This window comes from Nocardioides sp., assembly GCF_030019515.1.
Taxonomy (GTDB): domain Bacteria; phylum Actinomycetota; class Actinomycetes; order Propionibacteriales; family Nocardioidaceae; genus Nocardioides.
Genome location: NZ_JASEEQ010000007.1, coordinates 1 through 12,277, shown reverse-complemented (window position 1 = coordinate 12,277; position 12,277 = coordinate 1). Strand labels below are relative to the sequence as shown.

At 65.9% G+C, this 12,277-nt stretch carries 12 protein-coding genes; 6 read left to right on the top strand and 6 right to left on the bottom strand.

Translation table 11 applies throughout. From position 1 onward, the window contains the following. Window positions 1-17: 17 nt before the first annotated feature. Genes QMC84_RS11290 through QMC84_RS11275 form a run of 4 tightly spaced genes read right to left on the bottom strand, consistent with a single transcriptional unit; the run spans window position 18 to window position 3,512 of the window. Window positions 18-512, bottom strand: a complete 495-nt coding sequence (locus QMC84_RS11290; RefSeq protein WP_300374892.1) for an O-acetyl-ADP-ribose deacetylase — start codon at window positions 510-512, stop codon at window positions 18-20. Then, complete coding sequence (locus tag QMC84_RS11285) at window positions 505-1,536, bottom strand: hypothetical protein (RefSeq protein ID WP_300374891.1); 1,032 nt, start codon at window positions 1,534-1,536, stop codon at window positions 505-507. Before QMC84_RS11285 ends, QMC84_RS11290 begins: the two co-directional genes overlap by 8 nt. A gap of 40 nt (window positions 1,537-1,576) precedes the next feature. Next, entirely contained in the window at window positions 1,577-2,758 is a 1,182-nt protein-coding gene (locus tag QMC84_RS11280) for a hypothetical protein (RefSeq protein WP_300374890.1), read from the bottom strand. 52 nt (window positions 2,759-2,810) lie between these two features. Beyond that, window positions 2,811-3,512, bottom strand: coding sequence for a hypothetical protein (locus QMC84_RS11275; protein WP_300374889.1), 702 nt, complete (start codon window positions 3,510-3,512; stop codon window positions 2,811-2,813). A 67-nt stretch (window positions 3,513-3,579) separates the two neighbouring features. Here QMC84_RS11275 and QMC84_RS11270 point away from each other — a divergent pair, with 67 nt between their 5' ends. The 5 genes from QMC84_RS11270 to QMC84_RS11250 are packed head-to-tail and all read left to right on the top strand — an operon-like array spanning window position 3,580 to window position 9,318. After that, window positions 3,580-4,587: a YbjN domain-containing protein gene (locus QMC84_RS11270; RefSeq protein ID WP_300374888.1), complete on the top strand. Its 1,008-nt coding sequence runs from the start codon at window positions 3,580-3,582 to the stop codon at window positions 4,585-4,587. Continuing rightward, window positions 4,588-6,048, top strand: a complete 1,461-nt coding sequence (locus QMC84_RS11265) for an ADP-ribosylglycohydrolase family protein (RefSeq protein WP_300374887.1) — start codon at window positions 4,588-4,590, stop codon at window positions 6,046-6,048. Between the two features lie 30 nt (window positions 6,049-6,078). Next, window positions 6,079-6,897 carry a hypothetical protein gene (locus QMC84_RS11260; protein ID WP_300374886.1) on the top strand — a complete coding sequence of 273 codons (819 nt, stop codon included), beginning with the start codon at window positions 6,079-6,081 and terminating at the stop codon, window positions 6,895-6,897. A gap of 3 nt (window positions 6,898-6,900) precedes the next feature. Beyond that, window positions 6,901-7,650, top strand: a complete 750-nt coding sequence (locus QMC84_RS11255; RefSeq protein ID WP_300374885.1) for a hypothetical protein — start codon at window positions 6,901-6,903, stop codon at window positions 7,648-7,650. A gap of 15 nt (window positions 7,651-7,665) precedes the next feature. Continuing rightward, window positions 7,666-9,318 (top strand): TM0106 family RecB-like putative nuclease, encoded by a 1,653-nt coding sequence (locus QMC84_RS11250; protein ID WP_300374884.1) that lies wholly within the window; start codon window positions 7,666-7,668, stop codon window positions 9,316-9,318. A gap of 102 nt (window positions 9,319-9,420) precedes the next feature. Here QMC84_RS11250 and QMC84_RS11245 read toward each other — a convergent pair whose 3' ends face one another. Continuing rightward, window positions 9,421-10,194: an HD domain-containing protein gene (locus QMC84_RS11245; protein WP_300374883.1), complete on the bottom strand. Its 774-nt coding sequence runs from the start codon at window positions 10,192-10,194 to the stop codon at window positions 9,421-9,423. Between the two features lie 198 nt (window positions 10,195-10,392). Between QMC84_RS11245 and QMC84_RS11240 the strand changes: the two genes are divergently transcribed. Further along, complete coding sequence (locus QMC84_RS11240) at window positions 10,393-11,940, top strand: SIR2 family protein (RefSeq protein WP_300374882.1); 1,548 nt, start codon at window positions 10,393-10,395, stop codon at window positions 11,938-11,940. Window positions 11,941-12,090: 150 nt separating this feature from the next. Here the strand turns inward: QMC84_RS11240 and QMC84_RS11235 are convergent. Then, a partial coding sequence (locus QMC84_RS11235) for a hypothetical protein (protein ID WP_300374881.1) occupies window positions 12,091-12,277 on the bottom strand: 187 nt, incomplete at its 5' end.

Genomic DNA, 12,277 nt, shown 5'->3' with positions numbered 1-12,277 from the left:
GGTCCTTGTCTCGGTGGTCAGAGAAGAGTCTGCACGCCTGCGAGCGTGGCTGAGTTGAAAGCGACGATCCTCGCTTCACGTATGTCGGACTCGGCGGCTCGGAGCGTCTTGACTGCGGCCAGGACGGCGTCGTCATGGGGCCACCCGTAGATCCCGGCGCTGATGAGCGGGAACGCGACGGTCGAGGCGCCAAGGTCGTCGGCGACCTCAAGACTGCGTCGGTAGCAGGAGACGAGGAGGCTGCGGTCGGTCTGGCCGGCGCGGTAGTTGGGGCCGACGGTGTGTATCACCCAGCGGGAGGGCATTCGTCCGGCGGTGGTCCAGCCGGCGTTGCCGGTGGCCAGCCCGTGCGGGAAGCGGGCGATGCAGTCGGTCAGGATCTCGTCGCCGCCCGCCCGGTGGATGGCACCATCGACTCCGCCTCCGCCGCGCATCCGCGAGTTGGCCGCGTTGACCACGGCGTCGACTTCCTGAGTGGTGATGTCGCCGAGGACGACGGTGACCTCAGGCATCGGCGGCCGACGCGGGGGAGTAGCGGTCGACGTACTCGTCGCTTGTCACGGCCGGGTCGAGGAACACCACGGGATCGACGTGGTGGAAGCGGTCGGGTGTCCGTAGGAGCTTGGTCCAGACCTCGTCGACGCTTCCGCCGGCCGCGCGGTGCTCGGCACGGACGAGCGAGTGTTGATAGCCAGTGTTGTCCGGAGCGAGCACATGCACCACGCGCACGGCGTCCGCGCCGTGTGCCCGGGCCTGCTCCAGCCGGTTGGCCAGGAGCTGTTGGCGCATCAGCTGATAGAACGGCTCGTCTAGCAGGAGCTCGATGGGCAGTACGTCGTTCCGGACCGGGCCATCGGCAGCTTCCAGGTCGGCGGAGTACCGCCCGATCCTGATCGCATCCGAGTCGGAGTTGCGGTCGAGTGCGGTCAGGTAGGACTCGGTGAACTTCCACTCGACGAGGGCCAGCTCGGTTGCGCCGGTGGAGGTCCTGTAGAGGAAGGCGGCGTCGACGCTGGTGCAGTTGGTGCCGCGTCGCCGACCGACGTCCTTTCCGTGCCGGATGCCCTCGCCGAAGTAGTCGGTCGGTCCGATGTACTCGAACGTCATGAAGCGGCTCTCCTCGATCTGGAGGACCTCGGCGATGTCGATGGCACCGCCGAACGCGAGCTTGATGCGCTCCGGGTCGCTCACCATCTGGAACAGCGCGTTCACGCACTGCACCTGGGAGTCCCGCAGGTGGTTGCTCGGCCCGCCGCCGACCGAGTCGTGCCAGGGGATGTCGAGCTCGACGAAGAGCTCGATCGCGCCGTCGCGAACCTCGGGGAGCAGGTTGTGGGACGTGTACTCGATCGGGAGGCACACGGGGTAGGCACGCTGGTGCCTCTCGTAGACGCCGGGCACTCGGGCGTCGTCGGGCAGCGTCAGAGACCGCTGCTTCCAGGCCACTGCGAGCTTGTTGTGCTCGCTTGCGTAGGGGTTCGTCTTCCGGGGTCCCTCCCCGGCCAGCGGCGTTCGCTGGGGCTTCGATTCACTCACGAGGGACAGTCTTGCCGGAGCCACCGACAGAAACCCGCGGTCAGGGCAAGGTGGCGGCTTCTGGGACCGTCGCTAGCCTGACGCCGAACAGCTCGCAGAGCCGCGTGAGCCGCGTTTCCCAGTGTGCCGTCTTGAACTCGGGCACGACGACCGCGGCTCGACACTTCGTCGCGTCAAGGTCGTAGTGCTCGAACCAGAAGCGCAGGTCTGCGGCATTGCGAATGAAGTGGCGGTAGAGGACGGCTTGGGCGACCGCGTGTCGGTAGTACTGGCCTTCGCCGCCGAGCCCGACCTTCATCTCCACCGCCCACGGCACATCCTGCTCGGCAGGGTCGCGGAGCAGAGCGTCGAGGTAGCGCGCACGTCCGCCAGGTCCCCACTTTGTCGGGAACTGACTGCCCCAGTTCACTCCAGGGTCGGGTTTGATCAGCTCGAGACGCCTTCCGTCGATGCCGACCGGTACGTCGCCCCGCAAGATCCGCGACTCGAGTGCGTGCTCGTTTGCCTTGCCCCCTGCCTTCGCGTGCCACGCTTGCGCGAACGCCTGAACCTTCGCGGCGGCAGTGACGAGGTCCTTCTCGTCGAAGTCGACCCGCCCTCGCCTGTGGACCTCGAGCCAGGTCTTTCTCTCTGTGCTCTGATTGCCTGGTTGGCCGGGCGTGGTGACCTTCCCCAGCCTGCCGACGTCGAGGAAGCCGCTGTTGTTGCTGCGCACCCGGCCTACCTGCAGCCCCTCGAGTCGTAGTGACCACTCGCCGACGGCACTTAGCTGTGGATAGACGCGAAGCTTCGGCGTCTGCGCTGCCGCCAGGAGCTGTTCCACGAGTGACGGCGCCTTGAAACGCGCGCCGAGCAACTTCGGCCAACCCTTGTAGTGCGGATCTTCGGTAGCGAGGTCGAAGTCCGGGCGCTCTACGGGCGTCCACGAATTCGAGACGGCGTCCAGTCTGAGCACCGCCACCGGTACGTCTGCCGCTACGGCATTGCGCAATGTCTCCAATGCGCCGATGGCTTCGGAGGCGGGGGAGGCCAACAGAAGCGCCACGCCGGTTGGTGAGTCCTCAGCGCCGGATTGCTGCAGGTCGATCAGGTCCAGTAGGGCGGAGATCTGGTCCTTCGCCTTCGGTGACTCGACGACGCCGGCCAGGCGTTCGTCGTACTGGGTGAGGCCCAACGCGTTGGTGATCGAGTTCTTCTGGTCGCGCTTGTGCCTGACCTCCACGCCCTTAACGTGCGTGATCCTCCAAGGGGGTGCTGTCGTCGCAGTCCCTTCGCTAGCCACGCTGTCGACGGTATAGCGCTGCTGGGCGGCCGCGAAGGCTTTCGGAGAGCACTGGTTCGCCCTTGCGGAGAAGCGGTTCGAGCAACGGCTTCATGCGGCGGTTGAAATTGTCCTTGTGCAGTTCGGCGCCGACGACGGCCTCATGGACCTTGCGGAGCTGGTGGAGGGTGAACGGCGACGGGAGGAAGCCGTCCGGATCGGGGTGCACGTCGACGTAGCGGTAGCGGAACTCGTACCGCTCGCGCAGCGACTCCACAGCGGCAGCGACGATCTGGTCGTGGTCGAACAACAGCGATCCTTCGCCGTCAAGCCGACCATCCCCAGTCACGCGGACGAGGTCGCCGTCCGCATTGGCGAGGTCAGCCTCGCGCATGGATACCGAGTGGGCGACCGAGATGGCCCAGGTCCGTTCATCGCGGCCGGGATCGTCGAACACGCGCAGCAGACGCGGTTCGACGGAGGTCGACAGATTGATGCCGACCTTGCGTCGCAGAACGTCGTCCACGGTCTGGGCGACGGTCCATCGTTCCCGGATGAACCCGCCAGGCAGGGCGCGGCCGGCGGGGTCCGCGCGGTCCTGGACCAGAAGGCGCAGTTCAGGGTTTGTGTCGGAGGCCCCCACTACCGTCAGGATCGCGAGGTCAACCGTGACTCCGGGGCGGGGGAACTTCTCCAGATCGGTCGGACTCGTCATATACCAGACATTAGCGCACTTGACGTGCTAATGTTTAGCGACACGAGGATGCTAAAGGGGGATCGAGATGACGAACACGAATCACGGCGGAACGCCCGCCGGCACGCCCCGAGAGGGCAGCGACGCGATCGAGGAACTCGACGCGCTGTGGGAGAAGCTGGAGGAGGACCTGACGGCCTACCTCTCCACGATGGTCGACCCGGACGAGGGCGACCACCTGCTGATCGAGCTGACCGACCCGGATCCCGAGGGCGACGCCGGCTGTCCGCCGTACGCTCAGTTCGCGGGCTTCGGCGACGGTCGGATGATCCGGGCGGAGGTCTCGGGCAACGCATATCTGCTGCCCCAGTATCAGCTCGATGAGGATGGTTCCGACTTCTTCGCGCTGATGGGATGGTCGGGCAACGACGCGACCGAGCAGAACTGGTACATCGAGCGGACGGTCACCAGCGCTGACGAGATCGCGAACCACGTCGTATGGGCAATTCGCTACCACTTCGGCGTCGTCCACCCGCAGTTGCTGACCTATCAGGCGTGGGGGCCTGCGGCGGACAGCGCCGACATTCTCGGGTTGTGCGCGACTGCAGAGGTTCCAGTTGACGAACCGACTGCTCCCGCGACGGCGGGGACGGTCCGGGGGCGTGAATCGGTGCTGAACCGTCTGGCTCTAAAGCCGGTCGACCGGGACGACCTGCTCCACATCGTGCAGAGCTTGCTCCGCGAGAAGTACGAGGGTGAACCCCCCATCGATGACGACGGCGACTTCGTGCTGCACCACCTGGGCCAGCCGGTCTGGGTCCGGGTCCGGGGGGACCAGCCTGCCGTCGAGATCATGGCCCGCGTGGCGCACGACGTGCACTCACGTCGGGCTACCGCGGTTGAGATTGGCCTGCTTAACCGGGACAACCTCTGGGTCCGGTGGACCCTGCGCGACCGGGCGGTCTGGCAGACCCTCGTCCTTCCTGGCTTCCCGTTCGTGCCCAGCCACCTGGACGCGATGCTCGACCTCTTCCTCGAGGCCATGACGTCCATCCGCGACGACCTGGCCTACCGCACCGGCGCGAAGGTGGCCTGAATGAAGCTGTCTCCCGCACAACTCGACCGTGCTTGCGGGGCCGAGCTCGGCACAGCCGTGGGCGACGCCCTCGGGGCGCCATACGAGTTCGGTCTGGCCAAGGTCGGACCCGAAGGTCCCCGCATGATCGGCGGCGGCCTCGGCGGTTTCGCCCCCGGCGAATGGACCGATGACACCACCATGTCCTGGGCCATCCTGAACGTCGCCGCTACGGGCGCCGACCTACGCAGCGAGGAAGCGCTCACGCAGATCGCCCGCAACTTCCGCGCGTGGTACGACTCCCGCCCGCCCGACATCGGCAACCAGACGCGAACCATCCTGGGCGCTGTCGGTGCCGATCCGACGGCCGCGACGATGACCGCTACGTCGCACGACCTGCACGCCCAGACCGGTCACACCGCTGGCAACGGCTCGCTCATGCGCACGGCGCCAGTCGCGCTGCCGTATCTGGACGACCCGGTCGCCCTCGTAGAGGCGGCACGCAAGGTCGGTGCGCTGACCCATTACGACCCCCACGCGCAAGAGGCCTGCGTGCTGTGGTCGCTGGCGATCCGCCACGCGATCCTGCACGCCGAACTCGAGGTCCGTGCCGGTCTCGACTACCTGACCGACGAGGCGGCGGCCTACTGGACCGACCGCATCGACGAAGCCGAGGGCTCCGAACCCGGGCGCTTTCGGCCCAATGGCTGGGCAGTCGCGGCGCTCCAAGCGGCATGGTCCGCGATCACGCACACCCCCGAACCAACGGAAGGCCAGGCGTGTCGGCACCTCGTGGACAGCCTCGTCACCGCCGTCCGGATCGGTGACGACACGGACACCGTCGCGGCGATCGCCGGCGCGCTGCTCGGGGCGCGTTACGGGGCGTCGGCCATACCGGCAGAGTGGCGACGCCTTTCGCACGGGTATCCCGGCATCCGCGGCGAACGACTGGTCGAGCTCGCCCACCTGGCGGCTAACAAGGGCCCTGGCGTCTACGACTGGCCTTTCTCCGGCCACATCGACTACTCGATGTACGGATCCGCAAAGACCTTGGTGCGGCACCCGTACGACGACGGCGTGGTGCTCGCCGACGCCTCCGCGCTCGACAATGTGCCGGAGGAAGTCACGGCCGTCGTCAGCCTCTGTCTCGTCGGCCATGAGCAGATCCGGGCCGACCTCGAGCACGTCGCCTACAGGCTCATCGACCACGCCGACCCAGCCGTGAATCCCAATCTCGACTTCATTCTGGCGGATGCCGCTCGAACGGTCGCGACGCTGCGCGAACAGGGTCACGTTGTACTCCTGCACTGCGTCGCTGCCCAGAGTCGTACGCCGACCGTCGCCATCGCGTACGCCATGCTGCGCGGTGTCGACGCGGCCGAGGCGTGTGAGGCGGTCTGTTCCGTACTGCCTGCGGCTCGGCCGAACACCGGGTTCCTGGCTGCCCTCAAACGCCTCGAAGTGTCCGGCCTTCAGGCTTGAATGGCCTTGTGACCTCGGAAGGAACGACCCATGGCGCTTGATCTCGACTGCCCCACCTGCAAGACCGACGACCACGTCGTGCTTGTCGAGACGCTCACGGGAACCCAGCGGAGGCTGCGCTGCGCGGAGTGCGGGTATGAGTGGCTGCGCGGTGAGCCGGCGCGGCAGAAGGTCGCCTTGCCGACGCTCGACGACATCAAGAAGCGGTTCCCCAAGCCAGACGATGTCGACCCGAACAGACTGGCACGGGCCGGGGGGCTAAAGGCTGAGTTCCTGAAGCGAGAGCCGGAGCCGGAGCCGAATGTCGCACCGTACTGGGCCAAGTATCAGCAAGTCTTCAGCGCCGAGGGCCTGCGTTCCGCGGATCCTCAGGACTTGAAGGACTTCGCCAACAGCAACATTGGTGCCAACCCCGGCAACATGTCCGTGTTCAACGACGCCTGGAACGAGATGGGCGCTGACGCAGGCGCCGATCGGGTCGGCAAGGTCATCGATTATCTCCTGCGGGGCACTTCACCGGTCGACCTAGAGGACCGCCTCACCGCGCTGATCCAGGACACCAAGTCCTTCGGTATGAAGGGCTTCAAGGAGTCGCTGCTGACCAAGGTGCTCTGCATTGCCTACCCCGACCGGTACCTCACGATCCTCAAGTACACCGGCGAGGCCGGCAAACGCGAGATCGCCCGCTCGATCTGGGGGCTCGAACTCCCGGACCCAGAGAAGGTCAACTGGACCATCGGCCGCCTGATCCTGTGGAGCAACGACCTCCTGCTTGCGCTGCTAGGCGACGGTTTCAAGCACCAACAGCACGCCGCTGCGTTCCTGTGGTGGGCAAAGGACAAGGGGTAAGCCATGTTCAGCCCGTACGTGGCAGAGAAGATCGGGTGGTACGTCTACGCCCTGCGCAATCCGCTGGACGGCCGGGTCTTCTACATCGGGAAGGGCAAAGGCAACCGCGTCTTCCAGCACGCCCAAGATGCGATCGTCGCGACCGACGGGGAACTCAGCGCGAAGCTCGACTTGATTCGCAGCATCCATGCCGGAGGTCACGACGTCGAAGCATTTATCCTCCGCCACGGACTGTCCTCTGAGAAGCTCGCGTATGAGGTTGAAGCCGCCGTCATCGATGCGTACCGGCTTGTCGACACGGGACAAGAGAACCAGTACTTCTCGCTCGCCAACGCTGTGCTCGGCCACCACCACTCGACACGCGGGCTCGCGAGCGCGAACGTCGTGACGAGCCTCTACGACGCCCCACGGGCCCCCGAAATCACCGAGCCGTCGCTCCTCATCAAGATCCCGGGTCTGTGGACGCCGACCATGACGGCCGACGAGCTGTACCGCGCGACCCGCTTCTGGTGGAAGATCGGCGAGCGGCGAAACCTCGCCAAGTACGCGTTCTCGATAAACCACGGCGTGATCCGCCAGGTGTACAAGATCGATGCCTGGCGTCCTTGGACACCTGAAGAGGCGGACAAGGATGGCCTCCGCTGGGGCTTCAGTGGGCAGGTTGCTGCCGAGATGGCGGCATACCTCAACACCAGCGTCGCCCATCTCTACAAGAAGGGCGACGCCAACCCGATCCGCTACGTCAACTGCTGAACGACCGAGGTGCTCATGTCGCAACAGCCCGTTCTTCTGACCGGGTACGACGCCAAGCGCTGTGCTCGGAGGGTTCACAACGAATGGGACCCGTCGATCGAGAAGGTCGAGTGGGAGGTCCCTGCCAGCCTCCAGATGCGATTCGACGCCGGCATCGCATTCGAGGTCACCATCTTCAACGAACTTGAGGCGAGCCTGGCTGATTCGCGGTACGTCGACCTGTCCGACGTGCGCGGCAAGGCGAACGCCATCGCCGCCACCGTCCAGGCGATGGAGGACGACGTCGACGTGATCCTCGGCGGTTGGCTTCCCGACGACACCGAGGGTGGGCGCACCGGCCGCCCTGACATTCTGCTCGGCACGTCGGGCGGCTACCTGCCCGGAGACGTCAAAGGTCACCGGATTGTCGCGCGTCGAGCGAAGGGAACGTTGAGCTACTCCACCATCGAAGACCCGAGTGACATCCTCACGGCCAACGGCTTCGGCGCTGAGACAGCCGCACGATTCGACGACTACCTTCAACTGGCCCACTACTGGCGAATGCTCGAGGCGATCGGACGCGCGCCACAAGGGCCTCCAAGGGGCTTCATCATCGGCAGCGACATCGTCCCCGACCTGACCACCAGCGGTCGGCTACTCACCTGGGTCGACCTCGACACTGCCCTGTTCGAGACCTACTCCCGCTCCCGCGGTACCGCCAAGCGGTCGGCTCTGGAACGCTACGACCACGAGCAGGGGTTCCGGCTCAAGGTCGCCCGAGCGGCGGCCTCCGGCGAACCGGCTCTAGTCCAGCCGATCTTCACCGACGAGTGCGAGTCGTGCCCGTGGCTCGACTACTGCCGCGACGTGGCTGGCGAATCTGTGGCGAGCAGGCAGATCAAGTCCGGTCGACTCTCCGTCCGGGAATGGGCCGCGTTGGCCGACGCCGGGGTCGTGAGCATCGAGGATCTCGCGGGCCTCGACCCGAGCGATCCCGCCCTGCAGGCGTCATACCTCCCAGAAGTCACCCATCTCAAGGACCCACTCGGCCGACTCATGACCGCAATTCGGCGCGCTCGCATGATCCGCGACGGGCGGAATCTCGAACGTGAAACGACGGGACCAATCTCCGTCCCACGAGCCGACGTCGAGATCGACTTCGACATCGAGTGGGACCCCGACGATCACGTTTACCTTTGGGGCGCGCTGGTCAACCGTGCAGGTGAGGAACCCGTCTACCGCCCGGTCGTCGCGTGGAGGGAACTCGATGACGCCGGAGCGATCGCACTTGCCGAGAGCTTCGCGACCTGGCTGCGAGGACAGATCGCCGCCGCCGCTGCAGCTGGACAGTCGCTATTGGTCTACCACTACGCCCACCCCGAGCCGGCCTACCTGAAGCGGCTCCTCGGCGAGCCTGCGGTCGCGGACCTGCTTGCGCACTTTGTCGATCTGCTTCCGATCATCCGAGAGCATTACTTCGGCCTCTTCGGACTCGGGATCAAGAAAGTCGCACCGGAGTTCGGCTTCAACTGGCGAGACGAGGACCCAGGCGGGCTCCAGTCTCAACTTTGGTTGATGGAAGCGCGCGCCGCAAACGATGAGGTTGCTCGCCTTTCAGGACAGAAGCGCATCCTCGCCTACAACGAGGACGACGTTCGCGCCACCGCTGCGATCCGTAACGGCCTCTGACAGTCTCAAGTCGCAGGCCGTGCCAGCAAGAGCCGACGACGCGATGCCCGTCAGTTGCACCCGGTCCCGATCGTATGAAACAGACGAACACGTCTGGCTCGGTCATGGCTCCGTGGCCTCCACTCGATCGAGTTCCCACTGCTCGGCTTGGTCGACGTCGTCCCAGAAGGCGGCCAGCGTTGTCGGGAACTCGAGCGAGAAGCCGTAGCGACCGACGATCAGCTCAGGAGCGGACTCGGGGTCGTCGCCCGGGTACACGTCCGGGTCGAGGTTGTCACCGATGGACCCCGCGAGTCCGTCGAGGTCCGCGACGTCGAAGATCGCGAACAACTCTTGAAGGCTGTCCACCACGACAGCGGCTGCAGGCAGCTCGCGAAAAAGCGGTGGCGAGACTCTGCGCAGAATCTTGGCGACCTGGTCAGCCGGCGCGGCCTCGTAGAGAACCTCGCGTGCTCGCGCGTACCTCGGATTCGTCGGCTTCCCAGTGACCAGTTCCAGTGCGGCGACTCGGTCGGGTCGGGAGTTGTGTGCATTATCCGAGATCTTCACCAGCGTGGCGTCCAACGAGGTGCTGATCTGGAGAATCGCTTCGTCGTAGCTCAGGTCCGGGTGGAGGTTGCGGGAGACCATCTCGATCGCCGCCAACGACCGCTCGGGGACACCCCGTGCTCGGAGGTCGTCCAGAGTGAAGTGGGAGTCCTCGAGAACGTCATGGAGCATGCCAGCGATCTGGATGTCGAGATCGAAGTCGAGAAGCCCCGCCGCGACCGCCTCGACGTGCTGGATGTACTCGACGCCGAGCTTGTCTTCTTGCCCGCGGTGCGCGGTCTGGGCGAGCGCTCGCGCGTCCTCCAAGGTCATCGGCTCGTGGTCCATACGTCAACGGTAGAGAGAACGGTCGACACATGTGCCCGGACAGGGACAGGAGACTCCCTGGAGGTCGGGTGTCAATCCAATACTCGAACGCCGTGAGCCCGGGACCAGGCCCCTCGACCGGGCGCGGGCCTGCTCGTGGGGCGCGTGTTGAGTGGCCCACCACTTCCGGCACGATCCGGCGAGGCCCAAGATGAGCTCATGAGCGGTGGTCATGTCTTCGTCGTCAACGGCCGTATCGAGGACCTCGTGCACGATGCAGCGGTGATCCCGACTGATGAGTACTTCGTTGTGGAGCCTCACTGGGATGAACTGTTAGGCCGCGATCCCGGGCGGCTACAGCCCTCGGAGTGGTCGCCCGGTGGCTATGGCCGGGCAGCGGATGGAATGCCGGTTTGGTTCATCGACGTCGGCGACTCTCACCTGCACGACGTTGGACCGCTTGGTCTCGCCGCCAGGCTTGCGACTGTCATGCGGGAGATCGCCGAGAGCGGTCTCGAGCCAATGAAGGGACGGCTGCTGCCGCTGGTGGCCGTCCCGGTCCTGGGCATCGGGCTCGGTGGTCTCGCGGGGCGGCAGGGCGAGGTGGTCGTCGCCCTCCTCGAGACCCTTGAACACGCCGTGCAGGAGCATGAAATCGACGTCGTGGTGGTCACACCAGACCGATCGGTGTATGCCGCGGTGCAGCACAAGCGGAAGTCCCTGCGATCAAGTGAGCCGTCGGATCGGGGGCAGCGCCGGCTGGGCGATCTCGCCGCCCGCGGGCAGTTGGCTCTGATGATCGGCGCGGGCGCCAGCATCCCGGCAGGGCTGCCGTCGTGGGAGGAGCTGATCGATCAGCTCGGGGCAAACCAGGATCGCAGCGTCCTCTCGCAGGTCAGAAAGCTCGCGGAGTCTCCACTGGATCAAGCCGAACTGCTTTCCCGGCTGCTAAGCGGTCAGCTGGGACCGGCGGTAGTGGCCGCCATGCATCGGACGGTGCGGCCGTCGCTGGCCCACGCACTCCTGGCCGGCCTTCGGACGCGAGAGACATTGACGACCAACTACGACTCACTCTTCGAACGCGCTGTCCGCGCTGCGGACCCGAACCTGGAGCTGCGCACGCTTCCTGCGACCGTGGGTGATCCATCCGAGCACTGGCTGCTGAAGATGCACGGCTCTCTGGATGACCCGACCTCTATTGTTCTCACGCGCAGCGACTTTGTCCGGTACGACGCCCGGGTCAAGCCAGCGGCGTCCGTGTTGCAGGCTGTTGCGCTCACACGGCACATGCTGATGGTGGGACTTTCGCTCAAGGACGACAACGTCGTACGGCTGCTCCTCGAGGTCGACGACTACCGCACTAGCGGCCGCGATGGATCAAGCGAACCCTTCGCCACGCTCCTCGATGTGTCGGGGGACGAGGCGCGTGCGGCGCTGTGGGAGGGCAAGGTCAGATGGCTGCGGATGGGCGACGGCATCCTTCCCGGGTCGGCCCGCGAGCTTGAGGTATTCCTCGATGGTGTCGCGATGCACGCGTGTCAGGACACGACTTGGCTCCTCGACGAACGCTTTGTGGGCCTACTGCCCACCAAGGAGGACCGGGAAATCGCACGCGAAATCCGTGGTCTTGCGCAGAGGGTCGGGCAGCGCTCCAGGCGTTATGAAGGCTGGGCGGCGCTAGCGCACGCTCTGGAAGGTTTCGGTGCATCGAGTGAGGGGGATGACGGACGGCCTGTGGGACGGGGCGCGCCTCCCGATGTCGGCTGAGCCAGTCGACGTTCGGGTCGGGTCGGATGGGGAGCCGGGCCAAACCGGCTCCCCTCTGTCGACCAGCGGTCATTTGGAGCGTCCCATTTCGGGTAGCTGAGGGCCGGCGTGGCGCTCGACGGTGGAACGCGCCCGAGCCGGACCGCTGCCTCAGACGTACGACGGCATGGCGTCGACCTTGAACCACTTCTGCTCGCGTGCGACAGCCGCCAGCGGCGGTGGTGCCGGAGCAGGTTGGCGAGGTCGCCCGCCAGCGGCCCGCCTCTCCGAGGACGGCGCCTTAGCCTCGATCCACCGATGATCAGGGGCTGACTGCTCGCGGTCGCTGACGAGGAGT

What these genes read in the sequence shown, in the direction of transcription:
- QMC84_RS11290 (WP_300374892.1), bottom strand. Translation starts at nt 512, where the DNA reads ATGCCTGAGGTCACCGTCGTCCTCGGCGACATCACCACTCAGGAAGTC.
- QMC84_RS11275 (WP_300374889.1), bottom strand. Translation starts at nt 3,512, where the DNA reads ATGACGAGTCCGACCGATCTGGAGAAGTTCCCCCGCCCCGGAGTCACG.
- QMC84_RS11270 (WP_300374888.1), top strand. Translation starts at nt 3,580, where the DNA reads ATGACGAACACGAATCACGGCGGAACGCCCGCCGGCACGCCCCGAGAG.
- QMC84_RS11265 (WP_300374887.1), top strand. Translation starts at nt 4,588, where the DNA reads ATGAAGCTGTCTCCCGCACAACTCGACCGTGCTTGCGGGGCCGAGCTC.
- QMC84_RS11260 (WP_300374886.1), top strand. Translation starts at nt 6,079, where the DNA reads ATGGCGCTTGATCTCGACTGCCCCACCTGCAAGACCGACGACCACGTC.
- QMC84_RS11255 (WP_300374885.1), top strand. Translation starts at nt 6,901, where the DNA reads ATGTTCAGCCCGTACGTGGCAGAGAAGATCGGGTGGTACGTCTACGCC.
- QMC84_RS11250 (WP_300374884.1), top strand. Translation starts at nt 7,666, where the DNA reads ATGTCGCAACAGCCCGTTCTTCTGACCGGGTACGACGCCAAGCGCTGT.
- QMC84_RS11245 (WP_300374883.1), bottom strand. Translation starts at nt 10,194, where the DNA reads ATGGACCACGAGCCGATGACCTTGGAGGACGCGCGAGCGCTCGCCCAG.
- QMC84_RS11240 (WP_300374882.1), top strand. Translation starts at nt 10,393, where the DNA reads ATGAGCGGTGGTCATGTCTTCGTCGTCAACGGCCGTATCGAGGACCTC.